Origin of the sequence: Pectobacterium brasiliense, assembly GCF_016950255.1 — a bacterium.
Classification (GTDB): domain Bacteria; phylum Pseudomonadota; class Gammaproteobacteria; order Enterobacterales; family Enterobacteriaceae; genus Pectobacterium; species Pectobacterium brasiliense.
This window is the reverse complement of record NZ_JACGFN010000001.1, coordinates 2,127,743-2,154,529: the sequence shown is the minus strand read 5'-3', so window position 1 is coordinate 2,154,529 and position 26,787 is coordinate 2,127,743. Positions and strand designations below refer to the sequence as shown.

General features: G+C 53.4%; 23 protein-coding genes, 1 pseudogene and 1 riboswitch. Of the genes and pseudogenes, 7 read left to right on the top strand and 17 right to left on the bottom strand.

Annotated features, from left to right (window positions below):
- Positions 1–121: 121 nt before the first annotated feature.
- From ptsI to cysZ, 4 genes are all read right to left on the bottom strand, one after another.
- Complete coding sequence (ptsI, locus tag H4F65_RS09615) at positions 122–1,849, bottom strand: phosphoenolpyruvate-protein phosphotransferase PtsI (RefSeq protein ID WP_010284369.1); 1,728 nt, start codon at positions 1,847–1,849, stop codon at positions 122–124.
- A gap of 45 nt (positions 1,850–1,894) precedes the next feature.
- Positions 1,895–2,152, bottom strand: coding sequence for a phosphocarrier protein Hpr (ptsH, locus tag H4F65_RS09610; RefSeq protein ID WP_005971891.1), 258 nt, complete (start codon positions 2,150–2,152; stop codon positions 1,895–1,897).
- A 433-nt stretch (positions 2,153–2,585) separates the two neighbouring features.
- On the bottom strand, positions 2,586–3,554 hold the full coding sequence (cysK, locus tag H4F65_RS09605) for a cysteine synthase A (protein ID WP_010284383.1): 969 nt from the start codon (positions 3,552–3,554) through the stop codon (positions 2,586–2,588).
- 162 nt (positions 3,555–3,716) lie between these two features.
- Positions 3,717–4,547, bottom strand: coding sequence for a sulfate transporter CysZ (gene cysZ, locus H4F65_RS09600; RefSeq protein ID WP_010284384.1), 831 nt, complete (start codon positions 4,545–4,547; stop codon positions 3,717–3,719).
- Positions 4,548–4,750: 203 nt separating this feature from the next.
- On the opposite strand from cysZ, the gene zipA reads away from it, so the two are divergent.
- Positions 4,751–5,809: a cell division protein ZipA gene (gene zipA, locus H4F65_RS09595; RefSeq protein ID WP_172644996.1), complete on the top strand. Its 1,059-nt coding sequence runs from the start codon at positions 4,751–4,753 to the stop codon at positions 5,807–5,809.
- A 129-nt stretch (positions 5,810–5,938) separates the two neighbouring features.
- Positions 5,939–7,194, top strand: a pseudogene (yjeH, locus tag H4F65_RS09590) (L-methionine/branched-chain amino acid transporter).
- A gap of 106 nt (positions 7,195–7,300) precedes the next feature.
- Here the strand turns inward: yjeH and ubiK are convergent.
- Positions 7,301–7,582 (bottom strand): ubiquinone biosynthesis accessory factor UbiK, encoded by a 282-nt coding sequence (gene ubiK / locus H4F65_RS09585; RefSeq protein WP_010284391.1) that lies wholly within the window; start codon positions 7,580–7,582, stop codon positions 7,301–7,303.
- Between the two features lie 201 nt (positions 7,583–7,783).
- Positions 7,784–7,960, top strand: a riboswitch (FMN riboswitch).
- A 127-nt stretch (positions 7,961–8,087) separates the two neighbouring features.
- On the opposite strand from ubiK, the gene ribB reads away from it, so the two are divergent.
- Positions 8,088–8,741, top strand: coding sequence for a 3,4-dihydroxy-2-butanone-4-phosphate synthase (gene ribB, locus H4F65_RS09580; RefSeq protein ID WP_010284392.1), 654 nt, complete (start codon positions 8,088–8,090; stop codon positions 8,739–8,741).
- Between the two features lie 89 nt (positions 8,742–8,830).
- Here ribB and tehB read toward each other — a convergent pair whose 3' ends face one another.
- The 3 genes from tehB to norV form a co-directional block, all read right to left on the bottom strand.
- Entirely contained in the window at positions 8,831–9,691 is an 861-nt protein-coding gene (gene tehB / locus H4F65_RS09575) for an SAM-dependent methyltransferase TehB (RefSeq protein ID WP_010284395.1), read from the bottom strand.
- A gap of 118 nt (positions 9,692–9,809) precedes the next feature.
- Positions 9,810–10,949 carry an NADH:flavorubredoxin reductase NorW gene (gene norW / locus H4F65_RS09570; protein WP_039319399.1) on the bottom strand — a complete coding sequence of 380 codons (1,140 nt, stop codon included), beginning with the start codon at positions 10,947–10,949 and terminating at the stop codon, positions 9,810–9,812.
- A gap of 7 nt (positions 10,950–10,956) precedes the next feature.
- Positions 10,957–12,474, bottom strand: coding sequence for an anaerobic nitric oxide reductase flavorubredoxin (norV, locus tag H4F65_RS09565; RefSeq protein ID WP_010285899.1), 1,518 nt, complete (start codon positions 12,472–12,474; stop codon positions 10,957–10,959).
- Positions 12,475–12,638: 164 nt separating this feature from the next.
- Between norV and norR the strand changes: the two genes are divergently transcribed.
- Positions 12,639–14,177, top strand: a complete 1,539-nt coding sequence (gene norR / locus H4F65_RS09560; RefSeq protein WP_010285900.1) for a nitric oxide reductase transcriptional regulator NorR — start codon at positions 12,639–12,641, stop codon at positions 14,175–14,177.
- 67 nt (positions 14,178–14,244) lie between these two features.
- Here the strand turns inward: norR and fumA are convergent, their stop codons facing one another.
- Together fumA and H4F65_RS09550 are read right to left on the bottom strand one after the other, a co-directional pair.
- The gene (gene fumA, locus H4F65_RS09555) at positions 14,245–15,888 is read right to left on the bottom strand and encodes a class I fumarate hydratase FumA (RefSeq protein WP_010285901.1); all 1,644 of its coding nucleotides are present in this window, start codon (positions 15,886–15,888) and stop codon (positions 14,245–14,247) included.
- Between the two features lie 490 nt (positions 15,889–16,378).
- On the bottom strand, positions 16,379–17,257 hold the full coding sequence (locus H4F65_RS09550) for a LysR family transcriptional regulator (RefSeq protein WP_010285904.1): 879 nt from the start codon (positions 17,255–17,257) through the stop codon (positions 16,379–16,381).
- 140 nt (positions 17,258–17,397) lie between these two features.
- Between H4F65_RS09550 and H4F65_RS09545 the strand changes: the two genes are divergently transcribed.
- Positions 17,398–17,868 (top strand): multidrug/biocide efflux PACE transporter, encoded by a 471-nt coding sequence (locus H4F65_RS09545; protein ID WP_039313974.1) that lies wholly within the window; start codon positions 17,398–17,400, stop codon positions 17,866–17,868.
- A gap of 9 nt (positions 17,869–17,877) precedes the next feature.
- Here the strand turns inward: H4F65_RS09545 and H4F65_RS09540 are convergent, their stop codons facing one another.
- The gene (locus H4F65_RS09540; protein WP_010285919.1) at positions 17,878–18,540 is read right to left on the bottom strand and encodes a DNA-3-methyladenine glycosylase family protein; all 663 of its coding nucleotides are present in this window, start codon (positions 18,538–18,540) and stop codon (positions 17,878–17,880) included.
- Between the two features lie 180 nt (positions 18,541–18,720).
- Positions 18,721–19,500, bottom strand: coding sequence for an L-threonylcarbamoyladenylate synthase (locus tag H4F65_RS09535; RefSeq protein ID WP_010285921.1), 780 nt, complete (start codon positions 19,498–19,500; stop codon positions 18,721–18,723).
- A gap of 241 nt (positions 19,501–19,741) precedes the next feature.
- Between H4F65_RS09535 and ada the strand changes: the two genes are divergently transcribed.
- Positions 19,742–20,857 (top strand): bifunctional DNA-binding transcriptional regulator/O6-methylguanine-DNA methyltransferase Ada, encoded by a 1,116-nt coding sequence (gene ada, locus H4F65_RS09530; protein ID WP_010285922.1) that lies wholly within the window; start codon positions 19,742–19,744, stop codon positions 20,855–20,857.
- Positions 20,854–21,510 (top strand): DNA oxidative demethylase AlkB, encoded by a 657-nt coding sequence (gene alkB, locus H4F65_RS09525; protein WP_010285923.1) that lies wholly within the window; start codon positions 20,854–20,856, stop codon positions 21,508–21,510. The genes ada and alkB overlap by 4 nt, the downstream gene beginning before the upstream one ends.
- Before the next feature lie 83 nt (positions 21,511–21,593).
- Here the strand turns inward: alkB and H4F65_RS09520 are convergent, their stop codons facing one another.
- From H4F65_RS09520 to H4F65_RS09500, 5 genes are all read right to left on the bottom strand, one after another.
- Entirely contained in the window at positions 21,594–23,123 is a 1,530-nt protein-coding gene (locus H4F65_RS09520; RefSeq protein WP_010285925.1) for an FAD-dependent oxidoreductase, read from the bottom strand.
- 67 nt (positions 23,124–23,190) lie between these two features.
- The gene (locus H4F65_RS09515; protein WP_010285927.1) at positions 23,191–23,538 is read right to left on the bottom strand and encodes an FMN-binding protein; all 348 of its coding nucleotides are present in this window, start codon (positions 23,536–23,538) and stop codon (positions 23,191–23,193) included.
- Positions 23,539–23,603: 65 nt separating this feature from the next.
- Positions 23,604–24,980 (bottom strand): MFS transporter, encoded by a 1,377-nt coding sequence (locus H4F65_RS09510; protein ID WP_010285929.1) that lies wholly within the window; start codon positions 24,978–24,980, stop codon positions 23,604–23,606.
- Positions 24,981–25,943 carry a cytochrome c nitrite reductase subunit NrfD gene (gene nrfD, locus H4F65_RS09505; RefSeq protein WP_010285931.1) on the bottom strand — a complete coding sequence of 321 codons (963 nt, stop codon included), beginning with the start codon at positions 25,941–25,943 and terminating at the stop codon, positions 24,981–24,983. It abuts the gene before it with no gap.
- On the bottom strand, positions 25,936–26,634 hold the full coding sequence (locus H4F65_RS09500; RefSeq protein WP_010285933.1) for a 4Fe-4S dicluster domain-containing protein: 699 nt from the start codon (positions 26,632–26,634) through the stop codon (positions 25,936–25,938). The genes nrfD and H4F65_RS09500 overlap by 8 nt, the downstream gene beginning before the upstream one ends.
- Positions 26,635–26,787: the final 153 nt, after the last annotated feature.

Here is a 26,787-nt window from a genome sequence, read left to right as displayed (position 1 = left end):
CCAGCGTATACCCTAATCTTTCAAGTTGGTGTGGCATTGGTTTTCTTCGCTACCCCGACTGCGAATCTATTGCCTGTCGGGGTGCTGATTGCCACCTTGAAACCTATTAGGTAAAGCAGAATCAGCAGAGCGTTTTTTCTTTAATAAAGCGGCTCACCAGATTGCTTAACTCTTGTGCTGTCGGTTGAGCTAATGCCTGCTCCGCCAGCGCCTTCGCATCTTCGTAATTCGCATTACGGATGATTTTCTTGATGCTCGGGATAGAGATCGCACTCATGCTGAATTCGTCCAGACCCATTCCCAATAACAGTAGTGTAGCACGTTCGTCACCGGCGAGCTCACCACACATCCCTGTCCACTTGCCTTCGGCATGAGACGCGTCGATGACCTGTTTGATCAGAGTCAGGACAGCAGGGGACATCGGGTTATAGAGATGAGAAATCAGCTCATTACCGCGATCAACTGCCAGAGTATACTGGGTTAAGTCATTTGTCCCAATACTAAAGAAGTCGACTTCTTTGGCTAAATGTGGCGCGATAGCCGCGGCGGCAGGTGTTTCAACCATCACGCCGACTTCAATGCTTTCGTCGAAGGCTTTACCTTCTTCTCTCAGCTGTGCTTTCAGCATCTCCAGTTCGGCTTTCAGCTCACGCACTTCTTCCACGGAAATAATCATCGGGAACATGATACGCAGCTTGCCAAATTTTGATGCGCGCAGAATGGCACGCAGCTGAGCATGCAGGATTTCTTTACGATCCAGACAGATACGGATAGCACGCCAGCCAAGGAACGGGTTCTCTTCCTTCGGCAGGTTCATGTATGGCAGATCTTTGTCGCCACCGATATCCATGGTACGGACGATAACGGCCTGAGCGCCAACGGCTTCGGCAACCGCCTTATACGCCTGGAATTGCTCTTCTTCGGTAGGCAGCGAGTCACGATCCATGAATAGGAATTCGGTACGATACAGGCCGACACCTTCTGCGCCGTTACGCTCAGCACCCGCGACATCGCGCACGGTACCGATGTTGGCACAGACTTCAACCTGATGACCGTCCAGCGTGATGGCCGGCAGATCTTTCAGCTTAGCCAGCTCATACTTTTCAGCGTGATATTGCTGCTGAACCGCTTTTAATTCTTCAATTTTATCCGCAGTCGGATTCTGATAGATCTGGTTGTTTACGGCATCCAGGATCAGATAGTCGCCGTTTTTAACCTGCTGAGTCACGTTGGTCGTACCGACGATCGCAGGCAGTTCCAGCGAACGAGCCATAATGGACGTGTGGGACGTGCGGCCACCGAGGTCGGTGATGAAGCCCAGCACTTTGTCCAGATTCAGCTGCGCGGTTTCTGACGGTGTTAGGTCCGTTGCAACCAGAATGACTTCATCCTGAATATCGCCCAGATCGATGATAGGCATATTGAGAATATTTCTGAGCAAACGCTTCCCGATATCACGCATGTCTGCGGCGCGTTCTTTCAGATATTCATCATCAAGCTCTTCCAGTGCTTTAGCCTGGTTTTCGATGACGGAAAACGCAGCGGCGTCGGCGGAAGCATGTTCATCTTTAATCAGGGCTATGATTTCCTGCTCGAACTCTTCATCTTCCAGCAACATGATGTGGCCTTCGAAGATGGCTTCTTTCTCTGCGCCCAGCGTCTCGCCCGCTTTCTTCTTGATAGCTTCCAACTGTGCGGATGCTTTGGAACGGCCAGTCAGAAAACGTTCAATTTCCTGCTCCACCTGATCCGCAGAGATTTTTTTCCGGTTGATGAGAATTTCATCTTCTTTCAGTAACAGTGCCTTACCAAAAGCAATACCCGGTGATACTAATATGCCTGAAATCATAACCCTACCTTACTCGATTCTGGTGTTCACTAAAAAACTCGTCGGTTACTCGAGCTCAGCCATCAGCTTGACCAGGTGTTCAACCGCTTTTTGTTCGTCTTCGCCTTCCGCAGCGATAGTAACCACAGTTCCTTGTGTTAAGCCGAGTGTTTGTAATTTGAACAGGCTCTTGGCGCTAGCGCTCTTGCCGTTGGACGTCACGGTGATTTCTGAGGTGAAGCCTTTAGCTTCTTTGACGAACTGAGCAGCAGGACGAGTGTGCAGGCCATTTGGTGCGGTGATAGTCACTTCTTGCTGGAACATGCTTTTTTCCCCAACTTATGGATTAGATTAATGTTGTGGAACTAAAGTCTAGTTGATTCACTGAACTTTAGCCTGTTTGGTTAGCTCCTGATGTATGTTACAGGGGCGAGCCACGATGCGACAAGAAAACCGTCAAACGTATTTCCTGAATAAAATACCATCAAACACCGCAGCTTCCGCTACCCATTATCTTAACCTCAGTCGCAAAACGGCGATGTGGGCTATCGTGCGCAGGGGAAAAGCATGTGACGGGGCGTGGTATTTGTCAGATATTAATTTCACGCATCAAAATAATTGTTCGGTTAAATACTAAACCTGATGTAGAAAAGCAATCCACATGTGGTGGAAAGTTTGAACTGTGCCACAAAAAAGCACCTAAATAGGTGCTTTTTTTAACACATTGGTCACTTGTTGTTCGAGTGTGGCCGGGAGGTTATTGTTGCAGTTCCTGCTCGGTGAACAGGTCGGCAAAGAGTGCTGTGCTGAGGTAGCGTTCGCCGGAAGAAGGCAGAATAACGACGATAGTTTTATCTTCAAATTCTTTTTCTTTGAGCAAGTTCAGCGCTGCGGCAACGGCGGCACCGGAAGAAATACCCGCCAGAATGCCTTCTTCTTCCATCAAACGGCGCGCGGTGCTGATCGCCTCTTCGTTCGTCACTTTCTCTACGCGGTCAATCAGTTTCAGATCCAGGTTACCCGGAATGAAACCCGCGCCGATGCCCTGAATCTTGTGCGGGCCTGGCTTCAGCTCTTCGCCTGCCAGCGCCTGAGTGATGACGGGTGAATCGGTAGGTTCAACCGCCACGCTGGTGATGGCTTTGCCTTTGGTGTTCTTGATGTAGCGGCTGACACCGGTCAGCGTACCGCCCGTACCGACCCCAGAGATAAAGACATCAACCTGACCATCGGTATCTTCCCAGATTTCAGGACCGGTGGTTTTTTCGTGAATTTCCGGGTTAGCAGGGTTGCTGAACTGCTGTAGCAGCAGATAACGCTGCGGATCGCTGGCAACAATCTCTTCTGCCTTGGCAATGGCACCTTTCATGCCTTTCGCGCCTTCGGTCAGTACCAGGTTAGCACCCAGTGCTTTCAGCAGTTTGCGGCGCTCGATGCTCATAGTTTCTGGCATGGTGAGCGTGAGTTTGTAACCGCGAGCTGCGGCGACATAGGCAAGTGCAATCCCTGTGTTTCCGCTGGTCGGTTCAACCAGCTCAACACCTGGTTTGAGAACGCCGCGTTTTTCTGCATCCCAAATCAGGTTGGAGCCGATACGGCATTTTACGCTGAAGCTGGGGTTGCGGGATTCCACTTTAGCCAGAATGCGTCCGTTGCCGATACGGTTCAGGCGAACCAGCGGCGTATGGCCGATTGTGAAAGAATTGTCTTCGTAGATCTTGCTCATAGCCTGTCCTTATAACTGTATGAAATTTTTGCGAACGTAGAGAGAATACTCGTTCACACTTTTCAGTGAAGTAAAGAATTGCTATATCGTTATGTTCTTAAGAAATATCTTTTCATTACAATAGAAAACACTGGCCGTTATCAGCCAGTGCTTACTGTCGTTTCATGGCGCTTTTTTCGGCAGGGTTGCTGATAGATCGCGATAGCGATCCACCCACAGTTGCGTTGCACCGCATACCGCAACGGGCATGATGACCAGATTCAAAAAAGGCACCAGCGTAAACAGGCTGACCAGGGCACCAAACTGCATATTGGCGACTTTATGGCGACGTAATGCCTGACGCATCGTGGCAAAGCCCACTTTGTGGTTATCAAAAGGATAATCGCAGTATTGAATCGCCAGCATCCACGCGCTGAACAGAAACCACAGTACCGGTGCGACAGTTTGTCCAATGCCGGGGATGAAATAGAGCAGCAGTAGCACAATCGCGCGTGGCAGGTAATACGCCAGCTTTTGGACTTCACGCTTCATGATGCGTGGGATGTCTTTGGCGATGCCGAGTATGCCGCTGTCCGGCAACGTTTGTCCGGTGAGTTTTGCTTCCAGTTGCTCCGCTAACAAGCCGTTAAACGGTGCAGCGATAAAATTGGCGATCGTGCTGAATAGGTAGCTGAATACCAGCAAAATGGAGAGCACGGCCAGTGGCCAAATAAGGTAGCTGAGCCATTGCAGCCAGCTCGGAATGTGGCTCATGATCTGCGGAATCCAGTCATTCAACTGGGTAAAAAGCCACCAGAAAGCCCCGCCCATCAGTACGATGTTCATCAGTAAAGGCAAAATAACGAAACGCCGGATGCCCGGCAGTGAGATCAGGCGCCATCCGGCAAGAAAATAGTGTATGCCGCTACGAACCTGGCCTGTGGTGTTGCCATAAGACGATTTTTCGGAGGATGATGATTTTTCTGGAAACATGGTGCCGATAGACTCAGTCATTTGTTTGTTGAGGCATCATATCGGGATGAACTTATGCTGACTAGCCCGCATTTGGATGAAAAAACAGCAAAAAAGTGCGTTGTATCTATCTTTATTGTCATAAAGTACCGTGCAGGCTTGCACTTGTGTACTCAGGCAAATAGAGTTAGTAGTATAGGTATTTGCCGTGGTGGCAATGTTTTGTTAGAACAATTGGGATAGCAATGATGCAGGACTTGCGTCTGATATTAATCGTTGTTGGCGCGATCGCTATAATAGCGCTTTTACTGCACGGCTTGTGGACTAGCCGTAAAGAGCGCTCGTCCCTTTTTCGTGACCGCCCGGTTAAACGTGCAAAAAAAGCGCGTGATGAAACGCCGCTTGACGATCTGGATGAAGGCGTTGGCGAAGTTCGCGTGAAGGGTGCTCGCCCGCAGCAGAGTGAGCCTTCATTTGGCAGCGCTTCACTTGATAACTCATCATTTGATAACGCGTCATTTGATAATCCTCCATTTAATAACTCTTCACTTAATAACAACAGTGCACGCGAAGACGTTCGTTCAGAGGCGAAATCGCCGTTCGATCACCTGTCTCCCGTGTCTTCTTACGATCCTCTGCTGGATGAAGCCACGCCGGTAGATTCTCCGCGTGCGCAGGTACGTGGCGATACTCACCCGGAGGTTGTCACCCCTAGAGAAACCCCGATTTCTGAATCGAGCATTAACGCTCCGCGTGAGTCGTTTGCGTATGATGCCCCAGCAGCGGCTCCACAGCAGCCTGTTGCACATTCACTGCATGAAAAAGTTCAGCCCGCTCCTGCACAGCCTCAGCAACCTGTTGAGCCAGTTGAACCCGCAGCAGCAAAAGAAGCGGTTCTGGTGCTGCACGTCGTGGCGCATCAGGGCGGTGTCATCGGCGGTGAAGTGCTGCTGCAAAGCCTGCTTCAGGCCGGCTTCCAGTTTGGTGAAATGAACATTTTCCATCGTCATGTGAATCCTGCTGGCGCAGGCCCTGTGTTGTTCAGTCTGGCCAATATGGTTAAGCCCGGTTCGTTTAATGTCGATGCCATGTCCGAGTTCTCGACGCCCGGCGTGTCCATTTTTATGATGGTGCCGTCTTATGGCGATGCCAGTCAAAACTTTAAACTGATGTTACAGTCTGCACAGCGCATTGCTGACGATGTTGGCGGTGTGGTGCAGGATGATGAACGTCGTATGATGACGCCGCAGAAGGTTGAATCCTACAAAGCCCGCATTCGCGATGTGCTGAAAGCCAACGCCTGATAGCACTATCTATTTATGTGAAAGCATAAGTTTATGAATGCAGTGGGTGAGAGAAGCCTCCGTTAGTGGAGGCTTTTTTTATGCTTCAATCTGACCGTGGTCTAGAAGGGCAAGAAAAGGTGATACGTAGTGAGTGAAGCAAAAGGGTTAAAACAAGAGCTTGGGCTGATTCAGGGCGTGGGGTTGCTTTCTACTTCTCTGCTGGGGACTGGGGTGTTTGCGGTTCCCGCGCTGGTCGCACAGCTGGCACAGCAAGACAGTCTATGGGCGTGGCCGATCTTGATTTTGCTTGTTTTTCCTATCGCCATTGGCTTTGCCGCGCTGGGGCAACATTTTCCTAATGCGGGCGGGGCCGCGCACTTTGTTAACCTCGCTTTTGGGCCGCGTATGGCGCGGGTGACCGGCTGGCTATTCCTGTCCGTTATTCCGCTGGGTCTGCCTGCTGCCTTGCAGATTGCCGCCGGATTCTGGCAGGCTGCGTTTGGCTGGAGCGATCTGGGGCTGCTCTGCGTACAGCTGCTGACGCTAGGCGGTATCTGGCTGCTTGGCTTGCGCAGTGCGGGATCCAGCGCCAACATTCAGATCGTCATTGCGATGCTGGTGGTGGGGTTGGTTGCTGCAATCTGGTGGCAGGGTGATATCACGCCCGCGCATATTCCCTGGCCGTCGGTGAGTGAGTTGTCATGGTCTAACACCTTCGGCGCGCTGGCTGTGATGTTCTGGTGCTTCGTTGGCCTTGAGGCTTTTGCCCATATGGCGACGGAATTTCGGGCGCCGGAACGTGATTTTCCTCGGGCTTTACTGATCGGTATGCTGGTCGCTGGTGCGGTTTATTGGGGATGTACGGTGGCCGTGCTGCATTTTAAGGCTTACGGTGAAGGTATTGCCGCAACCGCCTCACTGCCGGGTATTGTCGTGCAGCTGTTTGGCGAACATGCGCTGTGGATTGCCTGCTTTGTCGGGTATCTGGCTTGCTTTGCCAGCGTGAATATCTACACGCAGGGATTTGCCCGTTTAGTTTGGTCGCAGGCATCGAAAGGAAGTGCATTAGCGAAGCTGTCTCCAGGGCAGGCACCAGTGAATGCGCTGTCAGTTGTAGTGGCCTGCTGTCTGGTATGCTGCTTGTTGATTTACTGGCTCAGGCTGCCGCTGGATATGCTGATTGTGTATGCGAACGGCATCTTTGTGCTGATTTATCTGCTGTGTATGCTGGCCGGATGGCGTTTGCTGAAAGGGCGCGCGCGCGCGTGATGGCGGCAATCGGGGGACTGCTCTGCTGTGCGCTGTTGCTGATGATCGGCTGGAAATCGCTGTATGCGTTAATCATGTTGGCTGTGCTGTGGCTATTCCTGCCGCGTAAGCAGGTCGAACTGATTTCCCACTGAGTCGTTTATTCTGAATTCCGTGACGTGAAATCTGGGTTTCGGGTAGGCGGGATAGGGAATTGAGCAACGCCCTGATGAGGGCGCTGCATCGATGATGACGGGGGGATTAGTCGTTTTCCGGCGCTGCGGCAGGCTTTTCTTCCGCAGACAGTTTCGCTTCCAGCTCGGTCATACGCTGTTCCAGACGGGCAATCTTCTCGCGCGTGCGGAGCAGAACCTGCGTCTGAATATCGAACTCTTCACGGTTCACCAAATCCAATCGGGTCAGCTGTGCCTGCAAGACCTGACGAATCTTTTTCTCCACATCATCACCCAATTCCCGGATACCTTTTGGCATAGATTCATGCACTTGACGGGCGATTTGTTCAATCTTCTTTGGGTCAATCATGTCGCTTTCCTGATTAGGTTATGTAAGTTATTACTATAGCAAGTGTAATGGGTATAAATGAAATCTGACATCTGCTTTGCACATATTCAGCATGGTTTTACTGTAATTCAGAATAGTTTTACTGTAATCCAGCATACGTTTTGCCCTATTTCCTGTGGCGGATCAATTGCCCTATCGAGGTATTAGCGTTATAGTAAACCCGCTTATTCTCAGGGCGGGGTGTAATTCCCCACCGGCGGTAAACCAGTACACATACTGGAAGCCCGCGAGCGCTCTCGCTGTTTTCTTCGATTTAATGATCGATTTTGCAGCGTGGGGTCAGCAGATCCGGTGTAATTCCGGAGCCGACGGTTAAAGTCCGGATGGGAGAGAATAACGGTATCTGTCGGGCTATATGCCCGCTCGCGTTATTTTTGTTAACTATTACTATGCAACCAGTAGTAGTGGTTACTCCTCAAGCTCGCCCTGATTCTGGTAATCCATAATAACATTGAGGTTTTTTACCATGAATCAGACATTACTTTCTGAATTTGGCAATCCTACCGAACGCGTAGAACGCGCACTTGATGCATTGCGTCATGGCCGTGGCGTGCTGGTGTTGGATGATGAAGATCGTGAAAACGAAGGTGACATGATCTTTTCCGCTGAAAATATGACCGTCGAACAAATGGCGCTGACGATTCGTCACGGCAGTGGCATTGTGTGCCTGTGCCTGACGGAAGAGCGTCGCCAGCAGCTGGAATTGCCGATGATGGTGGAGAAGAACTCCAGCCATTACCAAACGGCATTCACCGTGACGATCGAAGCCGCCGAAGGCGTGACGACGGGCGTTTCTGCTGCCGACCGCCTGACTACCATTCGCGCCGCGATTGCGGATAACGCCAAGCCGAGCGATCTGAATCGCCCCGGTCACGTATTCCCGCTGCGCGCCCAACCGGGTGGCGTGTTAACACGCGGTGGTCACACTGAAGCGACGGTTGATCTGATGACGCTAGCGGGCCTGAAACCGTCTGGTGTTCTGTGTGAACTGACGAACGATGATGGCTCAATGGCGCACGCGCCGGAAGTCATCACGTTTGCCAAACAGCACGATATGCCGGTACTGACGATTGAAGATCTGGTGGCTTACCGCATCGCGGCAGAGCGCAAAGCCAGCTGATTCACGCAGCGTATAGAGAAATAAGAAGGGCCGAGTAATCGGCCCTTTTGTATTTTATGGAGTTAGGTTTTTTAACGGCTAGCCGGTGCTTACGGCTTTCTTGCCAGCAGCGTGGCGAAGCGCAGCTTGATGCGATTACCATGCGCATCGGTCTTGTGTAGCTCACCCATATCCTCGTTGTATTTGAGGATCTCCCAATCGGCGTAATAGTCCTTCAGCTCGTTTTCTTTAAAGGTAAACGAGAAAGGCATCGGGCACGGGCGATCTTCCGTCGACATCGCGGCGATAATCAGGTTATAGCCGCCGTTAACGGTGCTGTCCTGCATATTGCTGATGATGTGCGGAATACGATCGCGTTCCAGAAACATCAGCACGACGGTCGACAGAATAAAGTCGTACTGCTCTTTGATTTCCGCCAGATTGATGTTGTAAACGCCCGCCCGGATGTTTTCCAGTGCTTCGCTCTTGATGATGTTATTCAGCGAATCAATGCTTTGCGCGTGCTTATCACAAGCCGTGACATCAAAACCGCGCAGGTTCAGGTACAGCGAGTTACGCCCACCGCCGCAGCCTAAATCCAGAGTTTTGCCCGGTTTGATGTGCTGCACGGCGTTGATCACTTCGGAATGGGTACGCGTCAGGCCGTATTTTTTATGGTAAAAATCTTCCGCCGAGCAGAAAAAGCTGAGCTGACATTCAAGATCGTCAGAAAACGAGACGATGCGGTGCCACGCCTGTGGTTCAACAAACGGTGGTTGGTTCTGCTCGGAGAACTGAAACGTCTCCAGCGTCTCGCCCTCTTCGGTCAGTATGGAGAAGGTCATTTCCCCTTTCAACACGGTCAGTTTTGCCCAGGTGCCTTCCTGCGTGTTGTGCTTTTCCTGAAACGCGGCAGGCAGCGTCTGGCTGTTCCATTGTGGCATCTTCTTATAACAAATGAGATCTTGCATCGTTACCTCGGTCTGTAAATTCTAAAAGCGATAGCCGTATTCTATTAATCCGCACGCAGGCTGACCAGAAAATATGTATTTTAAATGCATTATTTATTTTGCTGTCTCAGGCCGTAGTTTAACTCACCATGGAAAGCTGTCGCAGCAGTGGAAATGCTTCTTTCATCCGCTCACCACCGACCACAAAGGCGCGTAGCACCTGCTGACTATCCAGCGCTTTCGCCACCATCCCCTGTTCGTTCCATTCCTGCTGCCAGTGCAAATCACCGCTGGTGGTATCGCCAGCCATCTGTAAGGGAAATAGCGGCGTCTTTATTTTAACCAGCATCGGCGGCAGCGTTAGCATCTCGTTGGCCCCCAGCAGGTTTTTCGCCAGCGTAATCGCGCTGAGCTGAATCGGCTGAAGGAAAGGCAGGAGTTTACCGCCAATCTCTGCGCAGTCGCCCAGCGCATAAATCAGTGGATCGGTGGTCTGTAACTGCGCATTGGTCTGGATACCTTTCTGCACCGTTAACCCCGCCGCTTTTGCCAGTTGCGTGTTGGCTTGCAAACCGATAGCGGAGAGGATTTCGTCTACTTCGATAGATCGACCATCGGTAAATGTGGCCTGTACGCCGGTTTCGGTTTTCTCCAACTGTTGCAGGGTCGTGTTCAGCAACAGCGAAACGCTCTGCTGCGTTAGCGTGAACTGTAGGCGCGCGCTGACTTCGGGCGGCATCAACGCGGGCAGAATGCTGCTGGCGCAGTCAACCAGCGTGACCCGTTTTCCTGCGCGACCCAAATCCATCGCCAGTTCGGTACCAATGAGTCCGGCACCGAGCACCAGTACGCGTTTGGCCTGCCAGAGCCGACTTTCGTGGATACGATATTCCTGCTGACTATTGAGCGTCAGCATATGTTCGCGCCCCGGGATCGGCGGCACCATCGCGCTGGCACCGGTCGCGAACACCAGCTTGTGGTAATCATAGCGATCCGCGCCACAGACGACCTGTTGCGCATGGCGGTCAATGGCAGTGACGCGCGTATTGGCCAGCAGCGCAATGCGGTTTTCTTCGGCAAACGCGGTTGCCGACATTTTGGTCAGATCGTCGGCGCGCTGTTGCATGCTCATCACATGGCTCAGATCCGGCTTGTTGTACTCATCGCCGCTGTCGGCAGTAATCAGGCGGATAGGGCAGTGTGCATCCAGCTTGCGTAGCTGCCGGATGAGCTGGCGGGCAGCAAAGCCCGCGCCAATAATCACGATATCTTTCATCATCCTCTCCTTATCGAATCGGATTGAAAACGTCTTTGCCCAGCCCGCATTCTGGGCAGAGGAAGCTGTCTGGTACGTCCGACCACATGGTGCCCGGTGTGACATCCTGCATCGGTTCGCCGAGTGCCGGATCGTAGATCCACTGGCAGACACTGCACTGCATACAGCCGTTTTCTGACTGTGCTGTCGATTGTGGCGCAGCGACTTCATTGCATCCGCAGGATTTCTCGGCGGGGGCGCTCGCAGTCTGCGGGACAGCGGTGGCTTGCGGTGCCGCCGCGGTCTGTTTTACGGGCGAGATGACGCGACGGGTAGGCGTATTATCCAGCGGGTGCAGTGCCCACTGACGCGCGATTTCGCGACCGTGTTCGCGACAAATTTCCAGCGCGGAACCGTCAGGACGCCACTTGGTTTTCAACGCCAGCGTGGTTTCGAAACCAGCGTCCATCAGACGGGTTTGCACACGGTCTACCGCGCCGCCGTTCCAGCCGTAGCTGCCGAACGCGGAGGCTTTCTTGTTTTGGAAACGCAGACCGGTGATCTCTTCCAGCATGGCGGCGACCTTCGGCATCATCACGTTATTCATGGTGGATGAGCCGACTAACACGCCTTTCGAGCGGAAGACCTGTGTCAGGATCTCGTTCTTGTCGTGACGGGCGACGTTATAAATTTTTACCGCTACGCCGGGATCGACATCGTTGATACCTTGCGCAATGGCGTCGGCCATCATGCGGGTGTTATTGGACATGGTGTCGTAAAACAGCGTGATGCGATCTTCCTGATAGCTGTCTGCCCACTTCAGATACAGGTGAATGATCTGGGCAGGATCGTTGCGCCATACCACGCCGTGTGAGGTTGCAACCATCGACAGCGGCAGGTTGAAACCCAGTACTTCGTGGATCTTGGCGGTCACCAGGCGGCTGAATGGCGTCAGAATATTGGCGAAATAGCGTTGGCACTGCTCGAACAGTTCAGTCTGATCGACTTCGTCATTGAACAGGTGCTCATCGCAATAGTGCTGACCGAACGCATCGTTACTGAACAGCACGGCATCCTCGGTCATATAGGTCATCATACTGTCTGGCCAGTGCAGCATCGGCGTTTCGATAAAGATCAACTGCTTGCCGTTGCCGATATCCAGCGTGTCGCCGGTTTTGACCGTGTGGAAATTCCACTCAGGGTGGTGATGGTGACCGGTAATGGAATCGATCGCATTGTGGGTGCAGTAAATCGGCGTGTTGGGAATACGCGCCATCAGCTCAGTCAGCGCACCGGCGTGATCCTCCTCAGCGTGGTTGATCACGATGTAGTCAATCGTGTTCAGATCCACTTCCGCCATCAGGTTTTGCACAAACTCACGGCTGAATTTGTGATCGACGGTATCGATCAGCACGGTTTTTTCTTCGCGGATCAGGTAGCTGTTGTAGCTGCTGCCTTGCAGCGTCTTGTATTCGGTGCCGTGAAAATCACGAACTTCCCAGTCGCGTTGTCCAACCCAGTGGATATTGTTCTTAACGTGAATCGTCATGTTCTGAAACCTCAATAGTCGTATACGGGAATATGCTGTAGAGATTGCAGGAAGTGTGCCAATTTTTAATTAATTGATTTATAAGGTTTAATAAATATTGATTGTCAAAATGACATGCTTTATCTATTGTCTTAATGACACAGACTCTGTCATTAGGACACACCATGACACTCTCTATTAACGCCCTTGCCCGCATTGCCATCGAGCTGCAAATGGGGCTATCGAATCAGGATCGTTTCCAGCGCCTAATCAACAGCCTGCGCCAGTTGCTGCGCTGTGATGCCTCGGCGCTGTTGCGTTACGAGAATCAGCTGTTCCGCCCGCTGGCGATCGACGGTCTTGCGCCGGACGTACTGGGGCGACGCTTTCGCCTGTCCGATCATCCCCGTTTGGAGGCGATTGCTCGCGCGGGTGACGTGGTGCGCTTTCCTGCGGACAGCCAGCTTCCCGATCCCTATGACGGCCTGATCCCCAGTCAGGAAGATCTTAAGGTGCACGCCTGCGTCGGCCTGCCGCTGTTTGCCAATCAGAACCTGATCGGGGCGCTGACCGTGGACGGCATGGACCCTTTCCAGTTCGACCATTTTAGCGACGAAGAACTGCGGCTGGTGGGGGCGATGGCGGCGGCGGCGCTGAGTAACGCGCTGCTGATGGAGCGTCTTGAACGGCAATTGCCTGCGCCGGTGCGGGCGGAAAGTCCGGCGGCGGAAAGCGTCGAAGAAATGGTCGGGCTGTCGGAACCGATGCAGCGGTTGAAGAAGGAGGTCGATATTGTCGCGGGTTCCGATCTGAACGTGCTGATCATGGGGGAAACCGGCGTCGGCAAAGAGCTGGTAGCACGGGCAATTCATCGTGGTTCCAGCCGCGCAACACATCCTCTGGTATACCTGAACTGTGCCGCGCTGCCGGAATCGGTTGCGGAGAGCGAGCTGTTTGGTCATGTGAAGGGCGCGTTTACCGGTGCGATCCACCATCGAACCGGCAAGTTTGAGATGGCGGATAACGGCACGCTGTTTCTGGATGAGATTGGTGAACTGTCGTTGACGCTACAGGCGAAGCTGCTGCGCGTATTGCAGTATGGCGATCTCCAGCGCGTGGGTGATGACAGCAGCCTGAAAGTGAACGTGCGCGTGCTGGCGGCGACCAACCGCGATCTGCGTCAGGCGGTACTGGATGGCGCTTTCCGTGCCGATTTGTTCCACCGTCTGAGCGTGTTCCCGCTGTCTGTACCCCCGCTGCGTGAGCGCAGTCAGGATGTGGCGCTGCTGGCGGGGTTCTTCTGTGAACGCAGCCGCGTGCAACTGGGGCTGGCACGGCTGGCGTTGACGGCAGACGCGGGGGCGCAACTGGAACAGTACGACTGGCCGGGGAATGTGCGCGAGCTGGAACACGCTATTTATCGTGCCACCGTGCTGGCGAGAGCAGGACAGGAATCGGGCGAAGTGCTGTTAGGCCCTGAGCATTTCAATCTTGAACTTCCCTCCCAGCCTGTTCATGCGACCTCCGATTCATCGAGCGCTATCGACACGGCACCCGTGTATTTTATCAGCGGCGGCCTGCGGGAGGCAACGGACGACTATCAGCGTCGGATCATCCAACAAACGCTGGCGCGCCATGAAGGCAACTGGTCATCCTGCGCCAGAGAACTGGAAATGGACAGCGGCAACCTGCACCGCCTGGCAAAGCGGTTGGGCATCAAATAAAAAACGCCCCGAAAATCGGGGCGTTGGCACACGAAATATCTCCTAACTTCTATATCTCGTATTTAACTTAACCGCATTTCACGCACTTGGCGCTCTGAATCACCTGGAAGAAATCGTTGCCTTTATCATCGACCAGAATAAAAGCCGGGAAATCTTCGACTTCGATTTTCCAGATGGCTTCCATTCCCAGCTCCGGGTATTCCACGCAAGTTAGGCTCTTGATGCTGTTCTGCGCCAGAATCGCTGCCGGGCCGCCGATGCTACCGAGGTAGAAGCCGCCGTGTTTATGGCACGCGTCGGTTACCTGCTGGCTACGGTTGCCTTTTGCCAGCATGATCATGCTGCCGCCGTTGGCCTGCAATAAATCGACGTAGGAATCCATACGACCAGCGGTCGTTGGGCCTAACGAGCCGGACGGGTAGCCTTCTGGCGTTTTCGCCGGGCCCGCATAGTAGATTGGGTGATCTTTGATGTACTGCGGCAAGCCTTCGCCGTTATCCAGACGTTCTTTCAGCTTGGCGTGAGCAATGTCACGTCCCACGATGATGGTGCCGGTCAGGGAAAGACGGGTGGATACCGGATACTGCGACAGCGTTTTCAGGATCTCGGCCATCGGGCGGTTCAGGTCGATTTTAACCGCATCGCCTTCGCCCGTTTCACGCAGATGTTCAGGAATGTATTTACCCGGATTCTGCTCTAATTGCTCCAGCCAGACACCTTTACGGTTGATCTTACCTTTGATGTTACGGTCAGCGGAGCAGGATACGCCCATACCGACTGGGCAAGATGCGCCGTGGCGCGGCAGGCGGATAATCCGCACGTCGTGCGCAAAATATTTTCCGCCGAACTGTGCACCCAGACCCAGATCGCGTGCGGCTTCCAGAATTTCCTGTTCCAGCGCAACATCGCGGAATGCCTGACCGTGCTCGTTGCCTTCGGTCGGCAGTTCGTCGTAGTACTTGGTCGACGCCAGCTTAACGGTTTTCAGCGTGGTTTCTGCCGAGGTACCGCCAATCACAAATGCGATGTGGTACGGCGGACAGGCCGCGGTGCCCAGTGAACGCATTTTCTCAATCAGGAAGCTTTTCAGCTTACCCGGCGTCAGCAGCGCTTTGGTTTCCTGATACAGATAAGTCTTGTTGGCAGAACCGCCGCCTTTGGTGACGAACAGGAATTTATAGTCTTCGCCTTCGGTACTGTAGAGGTCAATCTGCGCGGGCAGGTTGGTGCCGGTGTTAACCTCTTTGTACATATCCAGCGCGGCGTTCTGCGAGTAGCGCAGGTTGTCTTCAATGAACGTGTTGTACACGCCCTGAGACAGCGCTTCGGCATCATTACCGCCAGTCCAGACGTTCTGGCCTTTTTTACCGACGATGATCGCCGTACCGGTATCCTGACAGGTCGGCAGAATACCCTTGGCGGAAATTTCGGAGTTGCGCAGGAATTGCAGAGCAACGTATTTGTCGTTTTCGCTGGCTTCCGGGTCGCTAAGAATATCGGCAACTTGCTGCTGGTGAGCGGGGCGGAGCATGAAAGAGGCATCGTGGAAGGCTTGCTGGGCCAGAAGGGTCAACGCGGCTGGCTCGATCTTCAGGATGTCCTGACCTTCAAACTGTGCGACAGAGACAAAGTCGCTGCTCAGCAGGCGATATTCGGTGTCATCTTTACTGAGTGGAAACGGATCTTGGTAATAGAAGGGTTTATTCGACATTTTTTTCTCACTTGCAATTGCATTAATTAGTAAATTTTCACCTTATAGGATTCAGCATCTTATTATTAAGGCGTATTACCGCAGCACTACAGGGATGTCTCGAATACAAAAGTAGTAATCACCATAATAGTATGGTTTTTTGTCGGGAAGTACTACTTTGGTACATCACAATAATAATGATGTGCGTGTTATTTTTTCCCCGTAGCAGACGCGTGGAACGGCGACACGGCATAGGTTTCCTGTGTGCGGACGCCACGTGAAACTGCACGTGATTTAACGTGAAAATATTCCTCTTTTAATTGGCTTAATTAAGTAAAGTAAATGGTTAAATTAAAAATAATAACCATTTATTCTTTAATGTTATTTAATGGCGATATAAAGAAACCGTTATTGCTTTTTATCGCTTCATGAAAAAACGGACCGATCACAAAAGCCACGATGCGGTGGCCGATGTGATGACTAATGTTATGTTGCCAATGCAGTGACGGAGTTATGGCGGCGCACTCTCTTGTTGGGCAAGGAGATTGTCGATCATCCAAAGCCCTGCCGGACCGGGGGGATGGGGCTTGGACCAGACAACGTCCACGTCAATCCACTGCGGCCAGCCCGGAACAGGCAGTTCCACCAGTTTCTGCTGGTCGTATTGCGCCACCAGCCAGCGTGGCAGAATGCTCCAGCCGTGCCCCTGCTGTGCCATTTCCAGCAGCATCAGGTAGGACGGCGCAGACCAGACGATCCCTTCCGGTTGCAGCCGATCGCTGCGTTTATAGGTATTGAGATAGAGCTGGCGGACGGTCGCCAACTGGCCGCGCGTCACGGTTTTTTCCGTTGTCAGCGGATGCGCTGCCGACACGAAGATGGCCATGTCGGTTTTAATCTGCAAACGTGCGGCGGCAATATCGGGTGGGTAATCCGTCTGAGCGCGCACTAGCCCGACATGCGCACGCTTCATTTGCAGCAGATCGATCACGTCATCACCTTCCGCAATCAGGCATTCAAATTCAATATCAGGAAAATGCTGGGCGAAACGCTGAAGCACGGGTTCGTAGTGGGGGGCTTGCCAGATATCGGACAATACAAACGTCAGACGGGGTTCGATATGGTCGGCCAGACGGATCGCCAGCCCATCCAGCTCTTCGCTGGCGGATAAGATCGCCTGTACGTGGGAAAGTACTTTTCTGCCCGCCAGCGTGAGCACCGGCTGGTGACCGGATCGATCAAATAACGTCAGCCCCAGATCGGCTTCCAGATTGGCGATGGCTGCGCTGATGGTGGACTGGCTTTTATGCAAGCGCCGTGCGGCGGCGGAAAACGAGCCCGCATCAACGGTGGTCACAAAAGCCAGCAGGGATTCCGGTGAATATCGCATTGTGCCTCTATCGTTTTTATCGATGGAATCTAACTGTACTCTACCACCTTATACGATGAAAATAAGGCCGTAATACGATGCCATCCATGGTCATGGCGAAAATTGACCAGCAACGTGCAATAAATAAAAGTGAATGTGTTATGCAGAACAAAACCAGCAAAACCTTACGTGAACGTGTATACCATGCGGTGGGCTTTGAACTGATCGCGTTGACGATCTGTGCGCCAGCGGGCGCCTGGCTGCTGAATAAGCCGCTCTTCGATATGGGGGCACTGGCCATCATGCTGTCCAGCGTCGCGATGATCTGGAATATGATCTACAACTCGATATTCGATCGCCTGTGGCCTGCGGATCGCGTTAAACGTCGGCTGCCGATTCGTATCGCTCACGCGCTGGGGTTTGAAGGCGGCTTTATCCTGATTGGTTTGCCGCTGGCGGCATGGATGCTGAACGTCACGCTGTGGCAGGCGCTGATGGTGGAGATCGGCTTCTTCCTGTTCTTCCTGCCGTACACCGTGGTGTATAACTGGGCCTACGATACGCTGCGGGAGCGCATTATGAATCGCCGTCGTCATGTTCAGCAGGTATCGACCAGTTCTCGTCTGCGGTAATGCTGCGTGTTACCGGTGTGTCAGCTTAAAGCTCTGATACGCCGGTAGCTCAAGCGCTCGCCATAAATACCAGGATGCCACCGTGCGATAAGGCTGACAGTGCAGGCTCAGTGCCTGTAACTCGCGCGGTTTCGGCATATCCTGCAAATCATAAACATAGCGTAACCCTTGCCGAATACCGAGATCGTCGAGCGGCATGATATCGGTGCGTTCCAGTGAATAAATCAAAAACATTTCGACCGTCCAGCGTCCGATCCCCTTGAGCGACGTCAACTGCTGAATAAGCGTGTCGTCATCCCTCTCTGCGGCCTGTTCGAGGCTGGGCACGAGGCCGCTCAGCGCACCCTGTGCGATGCCGTGCAGCGTATCCGCTTTGCGGGCGGAAAAACCGCACTGCCGTAGCGTGTCGGTGGAGCAGGCCAGTATCTGTTCCGGGGTGGGAAAGACATCGCCATGTACCCGCAGGAGTTTCGCGACCATCGCATCTCCGGCACGCGTCGTTAGCTGCTGATAGGCAACGGCACGCATCAGCGCCTCATAGGGTTCTCGATGTGGCGCGGTCTGATGGCGACAGTCGCCAATCTGTTCGATCAGGCTGGCCCAGCGCGCATTGATGGCGCTGAGATGGGTTTTGGCCTGCTGCGTGAAATCCAACGGCGGATGGGATGGCATAAACGGCTTCCGTGATGAGAATGCAAAGGGCAGAAAACGAGCATAGGAGATTGCTGCATGGCGCGCCATGTGGAAAGGGCTATTCGGATGAAAAAGCAAGACGTGGCGAGGGGGGATACACGCTGTCGTGGGAACGGCTAGAACGGATATTTCAGCGGCAGGTTATGCCGCTGTTACGCGTTAATAATACTCGCCGTGGCGATAGTCCCAGGTGGTGAAGGTATCAGACAGTAGCGACATCACCTTGTCCACATCCAGCCCTTTGCGTATCAGCGCCGGGCACGGATATACGCTCCGTCTCCCTTTCTGTTCCGGTATCAGCTGACCGTCTGTATCCACCATCGACACCATCACGCCTTGCTCATAGCGTGTGTCATGGGACTTATTCGGCTGGATAGATTTCACGTAATCATCGGCTTCGATAATCAGATCGGCAAAGGCACTGATCCGTTCACCGATACCTTCTACCTCGCCCCGGTTTCCTTTGCCTGACGGATTAGCTGAACTGGCAAAGGTTAATTTGCCGTACTTTTCCCACAGCTCCTGCGTGAGGATTTCGCTCGGTGTACCGAACTTAATCACGAAACAGCTGGTTTTGCGATCGTCCATCATCAGCGCTTTCGAGCCGTCTTTGGGGATACGCACTAATGCGCTGTCGTGCCAGGGAAGGATGCAGCCCAGCAGTACGTCGGCATCCCAATGGCGCTGATATAACTGCTCGATTTCTGGGTTTAGCTGCGCCAGCGCTTTTAACTGCGCGATAGATCCACACAGCACGACACCCGGCTTGCTTCGGCTGCGCTGTTTGGCATCAAATTTTCGTTCCAGCCCGGCCTTATCTGAAGCCATGATGATGTAACCCACCTTGGTGGGCGAAACGATGATTCCTCCATCGTGTGACATAATCTGCACTGCATCGTCATGCAAACCGCCATTCCAGTGAACTTTACTGTCGCTCATATTGCCCCCTGATTGCAGAGAAAAAAACCTGAGCCTCACCGTGTACCATGTATTCGCATCACAGGTTTGTTCAAAAAGTAACCGGTAATGTCGATGGAAATAGCAACATCGGGGCGCGCCGAATGAAAAAGCAAGAGTAGGACGTGTGCGTAAGGTCGCTTCGGTTTAGCGTTAGCGCATCGTATGACTTTCAGTAATAGTAAGGTTGGCAGTAATGCCGAGATTGGAGTGAGGTGTACAAATGCGTAACGATACGATGCTGAGTGATACGCCGTTTCAGGATGTTGACTCGCGCTGGCAGGCGGTAGTGACGCGCAATCAAGCGGCTGACGGTTGCTTTATCTATGCGGTGAAAACCACGGGGATTTACTGTGCGCCCTCCTGTGCATCACGTCAGCCCCGGCGTGAAAATGTGGTGTTCTTCGCGACGGCCGACGAGGCGCAGGCGGCGGGTTTCCGTCCGTGTAAACGCTGTCGTCAGGGAACGCTCTCGCGGCAGGAACAGCAGGCACAGCAGATTGCCCACGCGTGCCGGATGATTGAGCAGTCGGAGCATCAGCCGACGCTGGCGGTGCTGGCTCAGGCCGTGGGGATAAGCGCATTCCATTTTCATCGCGTGTTCAAAGCCATAACCGGTCTGACGCCCAAACAGTATGCCAGCGCCCATCGTCATTGGCAGCTGCGTGAACAGTTGGCTGATAGCGGCACGGTGACCGCTGCGATTGCCGCAGCGGGCTATGATGCCAGCGGGCGCTTTTATGCCGAAGCGGGCGCACATTTAGGGATGACGCCGACGGCGTTTCAGAATCGGGGAAAAGGGATGGCGATCCGCTTTGCCGTTGGCCGCTGTTCACTCGGCGAGGTGCTGGTGGCGGAAAGCGAGAAAGGGATCTGCGCGATCCTGCTGGGAGACGATCCTGACTCTTTGCTCAACTCGCTTCAGGAGATGTTTGCTAACGCACAGCTGATCGGCGGCGATGCGGCATTTGAACAACGCATGGCGCAGGTTGTCGGGTTTGTTGACGATCCTGCAATTGGGCTGACGCTGCCGCTGGATATTCGCGGCACGGTATTCCAGCAACGAGTCTGGCAGGCGCTACGGACGATTCCGGCTGGAGAAACGCTGAGCTACCGTGACGTCGCTGAGCGCATTGGATCGCCGGCCGCCGTGCGTGCTGTCGCGGGGGCTTGTGCCGCGAATCGGCTGGCGGTGGCGATTCCCTGTCATCGCGTGGTGCGGCATGACGGCGCGCTATCTGGCTATCGTTGGGGCGTCGTGCGTAAACGCGCCCTGTTGGAGAAAGAATTAGTGGAGAAAGACTTGGCTACGGATCCACAAGGGGAATCGTCATCGTGAATTTTGATTTATTTGCCGATGAAGCGCCGCGTCGCTGGACGGAAACGCTGGCTCCAGGCGCGCTCGTCCTGCGTGGTCGCGCCTATGACGATGCTCCGGCGTTGCTTACGGCGCTGAAGGCCGTCACCGCGCGAGCGCCGCTGCGGAATATGGTGACGCCGGGCGGCTTTGTGATGTCGGTGGCGATGAGCAACTGTGGGCCACTTGGCTGGGTGACGGATGAACACGGCTATCGTTATACCGCACAGGATCCGCTGAGCAGAGAGGCGTGGCCCTCTATGCCAGAGGTTTTTTCCCGGCTGGCACAGCAGGCGGCGAGCGAAGCGGGTTTTGCTGATTTTGAACCGGATGCCTGCCTCATCAACCGCTATGATGTCGGCACGCGCATGTCTCTGCATCAGGATAAAAACGAACGGGATTTTCATCAGCCAATCGTGTCCGTCTCGCTGGGGCTCAGCGCGACATTCCTGTTTGGCGGCATGGCGCGCAGTGATAAAGCGCAGCGTGTTGCGCTGACGCATGGCGATGTGGTGGTCTGGGGCGGAGAATCGCGGCTCTATTTTCACGGCATTCTGCCGTTGAAAAGCGGCATAATGCCGGAAGGGATACCTGATGAATGCCGTTTTAACCTGACGTTTCGTAAAGCTGGATAGGGGAACCACAGGGATGCTTCTCCGGTGGTCGCCCCGTATCTCTCAATGCTCAAACGATCGGCATCAGGCTTAAGCGCTGGCGCTTATTTCTTGCTGAACTTCATATAATCTAGGGCGCTTTCTGCCGCGATACGACCGGAGTTGAGCGCAAAGCCAAACGTGCCGCCGCCTAACAGCAGGTCATAGGTGTCACCATACATGCCGGCAGCATCATTACCCGTGACGTACAGGCCCGGAATAACCTCACCGGATTTATCGATTGCCTGCATTTTTTCGTCAATCTTCACGCCGCCGAGTGTGCCCAGCGCGGCAGGCTGCATTCTCACCGCATAGAATGGGCCGGTTTTGACTGGACGCAGGTAATCCATGTTTTTGTTAAACACGTCGTCCCGCTTTTGCGTCGCAAACTTGTTGTTTTCTTCCAGCGTATGCTTCAGCACGCTCGCATCAACGCCCATCTCTTTCGCCAGCCCGTCGATGGTGGCGGATTTGAAGACGAAGCCGCGATTTTTCTGACTTTCCTTCGTAAATTCGCTATCAAATTTCGTCAGCTTGGTATTGGCGATCACCCATTCGCCAATCGGCACGTCAATGCCGTCTTCGACGTAATGCTTACGGGAGGTTTCATCGAAAATGGAGTACATAATGCCGCCCGCTTTTGACAGCGCGTTGCCGGAGTGCGGCCAGATGATGACGTTGGATTCATCGGTAAAGCGGCGGCCGTGTTGGTCAACCCACAGATAGGGCTGACGCGCGGCGGCCAGCAGGTGAGAGTTCGGGGCGTAGTCTGGCAGGCCGGGGCGATAGGCTTGCAGCAGGCCCAGACCGTCCGGTTTGGCACCCGCTTTCCAGGCCATATTAATTCCGTCGCCGTCTTTACCGACGTTACCGACCATGATGGTGTCAGGGAAGGCGGCGTATTTTTGCAGCATCTCTTTATTGTTGGCATAGCCGCCGGTCGCGATGATGACGGCCTTGGCGTCTATCTGAACGGTGTTGCCGTCGCTATCCTGTGCGATAACGCCCGTGACTTTACCGTCTTTCACGACCAGATCTTTGCCCGCCGTTTTCACCAGCGTGGTGACATCCATGCTTTTAAACTGCTCGTGGAATGTCTTGATCAGGTGGCGACCGTGGCCGGGGCCGTCGATCACATGCCAGGTCAACATGCCGCCAGGGCCGCCGGGGCCGATGTATTCAAACTTGATGCCTTTCGATTTCACCCATTCAATCGTGTCCGCCGAGCGGTTGACGAAAGCGCGCACCACGAAGGGGTTAGCCATCCAGTGGCTGTAATCCATGATGGTCTTAAAGGCCATATCGGGCGTGACCACAATCCCCTGACGTTTCTGCAGGCTGCTGTTGGCGGCGAAGATACCTTCGGCAAAGTTACCCGTGCCGCCAACGATGGGTTGTTTTTCCAGTAAGACAATTTTCGCCCCTTTCTCTGCGGCGGCCATCGTTGCCGACGTGCCCGCCGCACCCGCGCCGATAATAACGATATCCGCGCTTTTTGGGATTTCCGGCTTTGCCGCGTCTGCCGCCTGCGCGGTAGACCAGCCCATCATCGAGAGACAGAGCGTCGCGAGTACACTTTTTCTGAAGCGTGTCATGATGTTTTCCTTAATGTCATTCGTATTCTTACAATGCAGTCGTGCTGCGTGTGGAGAACCAACGGGATTAATTTGCTTTAGCCTGTGAGTACGCGTCTTCCGCCGCTTCTTTCACTGCACCGCTGGTCATCGTGGCGCCGGACACGCCATCAACCTGAATGCTCTGCTTTTCGGTCATGGTTTTGGCGAGTTCGATGGCGGCTTCCCCGCCGACTTCCGGCGTTTCTTCCGGGGCATCAATCGTCGATTTGAGGACTTTCCCCTGCGCATCAATATCGAGCGTAACGGTGACGTCCCCGCCGATCCCCTGTCTTGCGGCGGAATAGGTGCCAGCTTTAAAATTCCCTTCTTGCGCAACTGCGGTTCCGATTGTGAATAACAGGCAGAGTGGAAGGACTCCTGAGCAGATTTTCATATCAATAGTTCCAGTAGTTTTTGAATGAATACGGTGAGTAACCAATTTATCTCCCATAAATAACGCTATCTCCCATGAATAAAGTGATGGCCGTCGTCGTTATTGAGGGGCTTGAATATCAGGCAGCAAATGGGTAAGCCAATGCCGAGTAATAAAAACAACAGGCTGAAGTGATTAAGGTTGAAGAGGATTTCAAACTGAGAAAGAAAACGTAATACCGGAAACGTCAGCGTCATACTGAGCATGACGGAAAGTAATTGGCTAATGGTCAGCAGATTATTACCGCTGTGATACGTACTGTTATTCAGGTTGCTAAAGGCCAGCGTGCTTTCTGCTGAATATAAGGTCGAGATCAGCACGCCTAACAGCATGGCGATGATGCCGATAAGCAGCATCGATTTCTCTTGCACGGCAACGCTCAGCGCGAGGATACACAGCGAGGTTACGCTGGTTGTCAGCATCAACAGTCGACGGTAGCCAATACGCTTTACCAGCGGTTCGAACAGCAGTTTTGACAACAGTGCACCGCTGGAAAAGAGCAGCAGAATCAGGCTGGTCTCCACGGGTTTACAGGCCAGCGTCGTTTGCAGCATTAGCGACAATACGACAGGAATTGATGCCAGTAATGTACGCGTCACGATGCCGCCAATAACGCCGACAGAAAAGGTTCTGATGCCAAACAGGGCGCGAGGGAATAATGCCGTCTCTGCAATGAGGTGCTGCCGATAGTAAATAAATACCAAGCCCAGCGTGCTGCAAGACAGGAATAGCATGACGAACGTTGGCAATATATTTTTCGTGGCGGTGGTTAACATGAAGGCCACGAGAAATAACATCAAAATGGGAAAGGCGACTTCATAGGCACCCGTGCGGGTTGTCTCTTTTATGGCACCAACAGGAATATATCGGGTTGCCAGGAAAAAGCAGAGTAAAGCCAGCGGGATATTAACGAGAAATATAGCCTGCCACGAGAGAAAACTAACCAGCATATTGCCGAAAACGGGGCCGATCAGGGTGCCGAGTAATCCCAATAAGGTCACCCGATTCAGGAAGCGTAATTTCAGCTTCTGCGGCGTGGTGCGCAATATCACGGTTCTGATGATGGGCAGCATGAGCGCACCGCCGATGCCCTGAATAAAGCGGAAAACGCTTAAGCTGCCGAGTGTGGTTGCCGTCATGCACAGCAGGGAACCGAGCGTGAAAATGGCAATCGCGATCTGGTAGGTTTTCCGTTCCCCTAGCCGTTCCGCCAGCCAGCTATTGGCCGGCGTAAACGCGACGACCGTGACAATGTAGGAGATCACGATCGTTTCCATATGCAATACCGGCTGGTGTAACGACTGGGCAATGGCGGGGATGGCGACATACACCATGGTGGTATCCAGGGATTGCATGAAAAAGGTGGCCGAGGCAATCCAGAATAAGACCCATGACGTATTCATTCAGGCCACCGTCATTTGTCCGGCATAAAGCACGAACAGTCGTAGCAGGAACACGCCGAACAGGCTCATGGCGGCTAACGTAATCAGCTGGCCTTTGCCGGAATGGGCGGAAGGCTTGCGCACCTGATTGGCAATGAATGGGATCACAATGCCGATGCCGATAATGCCAATCCAGAATACACCGCCCCAGAAACCCGAGAGCGCGGTCTGCGCGGCGACAACCTTTTGCCCGCCACCAAGCAGCAGCCCGATAAAGAACGCGAACAGCAGGAACAGTTCGGCATACACCACAGGTGTTTCTACGCGGTGGATGAAATGCAGGGAGCGTGAATGCCCCGACGTATTGCGACCCCATGCACTGGCCAGCAGCATGACAGCAATGCCGGAGGTGGTGCCAGATACCAGAAACAGGACGGGCAGAACGGGATTATTCAAGAGCGGGAACGATTTCAGCGCGGACAGCAGAAAGCCGGTATAGCAGCCGAGCAGGATCGCCAGTACCAGCAGCAGGTTTTCAATCACCGCAGCCCTTTTGACGATCGTCGTCGTTAACTTACGCGCTCGCGCAGCCAGAGCGGGCCGGTGCCAGACGGTCTCAAGCTGCGTCAGCCATCCATCATGATAAAGCGTGATGATCCATAACAGCATCACGACGAAATACACCTGAAACAGCATCACACCCAGCGACATGATGGAGGTCGGGTTGTAAAAGACCATCAAATACCAAAAGGTCAGTGGGCGAGTCAGGTGAAAAATCAGAATCACCAGCCCGAGGATCACGGCGAGCGGTGCCACGATGGCCGTGGCTTTGATGACGCGATTGCTGCCGCGATATTCGCTGGGAACGTAGTGCCTGAGGAGCATTGAGAGCGACACCATTCCCGCTGAAATGCCGACCAGAAGAAGATAAACGGCGATGGGCCAATCCCATACCAGCGTGTCGAACGTGAAGGCATTATGCATTGTCGATTGCTCCTCGTTTCCCCGGCATACGGTAGAGCTGGGGTTCTGTGCCCAAATAGACCTTGGAGCGGTAGGTCGCGTTGCTCGCGATCATCTTGGCAATGTTGCTTTCAGGATCGTTGAGATCGCCAAATACCAGGGCTTTGGTGGGGCAGATTTCGACGCAGGCGGGCTGCTTCCCGGCGGCCAGATTGGTTTCCCGACAAAAGTTACATTTGTCTGCCGTCTTCGTGACCGGGTTGATGAAACGCACATGGTAAGGACACGCGGCAATGCAGTAGCGGCAGCCCACGCAGCGTTTATCGTTGACGTCGACAATACCGGTGAGCGCGTCTTTGAAGGAGGCTCCCGTTGGGCAGACCGCAACGCAGGGCGGGTTCTCACAATGCTGACAGGATTTACGGAAAAATTGCTTAATGGCGCGCGTTTTCTCGACGGCAGGAATATCCACGGTTTGCAGTATATCCAGCCGAGTTACGCCATCGGGCACGTTATTGGTCTCTTTACAGGCCTTGATACAGGCTTTGCAGCCGATGCAGCGCATTTCGTTATGCAATAAACCATATTTAACCGCTAATTTACCCTGCGTTTTTTCAGGTTCATTTTGCGCTTGTGCGAGACCGATATGCCCACTAATGGCAATCGTTCCCCCCATATAAGCAATAAAACGACGGCGAGATAATTCTTCCATATTATAAATCTTCACATTGGGGTGATAGCCGCGCGAACGCCAGATAGGATTAATCCAGCAATAGCGTTAATATTTCGCAGTGTGGCGCTAATAGGGAATAGTGTTCCGTTATTACGATGAAAATAATCAGTAGGCCACGTTGTTATTGTGGTT

What these genes read in the sequence shown, in the direction of transcription:
- ubiK (WP_010284391.1), bottom strand. Translation starts at nt 7,582, where the DNA reads ATGATTGACCCAAAGAAGATTGAACAAATCGCCCGTCAAGTGCATGAA.
- tehB (WP_010284395.1), bottom strand. Translation starts at nt 9,691, where the DNA reads ATGCAAGATCTCATTTGTTATAAGAAGATGCCACAATGGAACAGCCAG.
- cysZ (WP_010284384.1), bottom strand. Translation starts at nt 4,547, where the DNA reads ATGACTGAGTCTATCGGCACCATGTTTCCAGAAAAATCATCATCCTCC.
- H4F65_RS09550 (WP_010285904.1), bottom strand. Translation starts at nt 17,257, where the DNA reads ATGCGATATTCACCGGAATCCCTGCTGGCTTTTGTGACCACCGTTGAT.
- ribB (WP_010284392.1), top strand. Translation starts at nt 8,088, where the DNA reads ATGAATCAGACATTACTTTCTGAATTTGGCAATCCTACCGAACGCGTA.
- fumA (WP_010285901.1), bottom strand. Translation starts at nt 15,888, where the DNA reads ATGTCGAATAAACCCTTCTATTACCAAGATCCGTTTCCACTCAGTAAA.
- cysK (WP_010284383.1), bottom strand. Translation starts at nt 3,554, where the DNA reads ATGAGCAAGATCTACGAAGACAATTCTTTCACAATCGGCCATACGCCG.
- norR (WP_010285900.1), top strand. Translation starts at nt 12,639, where the DNA reads ATGACACTCTCTATTAACGCCCTTGCCCGCATTGCCATCGAGCTGCAA.
- H4F65_RS09535 (WP_010285921.1), bottom strand. Translation starts at nt 19,500, where the DNA reads ATGAGCGACAGTAAAGTTCACTGGAATGGCGGTTTGCATGACGATGCA.
- norW (WP_039319399.1), bottom strand. Translation starts at nt 10,949, where the DNA reads ATGATGAAAGATATCGTGATTATTGGCGCGGGCTTTGCTGCCCGCCAG.
- H4F65_RS09540 (WP_010285919.1), bottom strand. Translation starts at nt 18,540, where the DNA reads ATGCCATCCCATCCGCCGTTGGATTTCACGCAGCAGGCCAAAACCCAT.
- ada (WP_010285922.1), top strand. Translation starts at nt 19,742, where the DNA reads ATGCGTAACGATACGATGCTGAGTGATACGCCGTTTCAGGATGTTGAC.
- H4F65_RS09500 (WP_010285933.1), bottom strand. Translation starts at nt 26,634, where the DNA reads ATGGAAGAATTATCTCGCCGTCGTTTTATTGCTTATATGGGGGGAACG.
- zipA (WP_172644996.1), top strand. Translation starts at nt 4,751, where the DNA reads ATGATGCAGGACTTGCGTCTGATATTAATCGTTGTTGGCGCGATCGCT.
- norV (WP_010285899.1), bottom strand. Translation starts at nt 12,474, where the DNA reads ATGACGATTCACGTTAAGAACAATATCCACTGGGTTGGACAACGCGAC.
- ptsI (WP_010284369.1), bottom strand. Translation starts at nt 1,849, where the DNA reads ATGATTTCAGGCATATTAGTATCACCGGGTATTGCTTTTGGTAAGGCA.
- H4F65_RS09510 (WP_010285929.1), bottom strand. Translation starts at nt 24,980, where the DNA reads ATGAATACGTCATGGGTCTTATTCTGGATTGCCTCGGCCACCTTTTTC.
- H4F65_RS09515 (WP_010285927.1), bottom strand. Translation starts at nt 23,538, where the DNA reads ATGAAAATCTGCTCAGGAGTCCTTCCACTCTGCCTGTTATTCACAATC.
- H4F65_RS09520 (WP_010285925.1), bottom strand. Translation starts at nt 23,123, where the DNA reads ATGACACGCTTCAGAAAAAGTGTACTCGCGACGCTCTGTCTCTCGATG.
- ptsH (WP_005971891.1), bottom strand. Translation starts at nt 2,152, where the DNA reads ATGTTCCAGCAAGAAGTGACTATCACCGCACCAAATGGCCTGCACACT.
- nrfD (WP_010285931.1), bottom strand. Translation starts at nt 25,943, where the DNA reads ATGCATAATGCCTTCACGTTCGACACGCTGGTATGGGATTGGCCCATC.
- H4F65_RS09545 (WP_039313974.1), top strand. Translation starts at nt 17,398, where the DNA reads ATGCAGAACAAAACCAGCAAAACCTTACGTGAACGTGTATACCATGCG.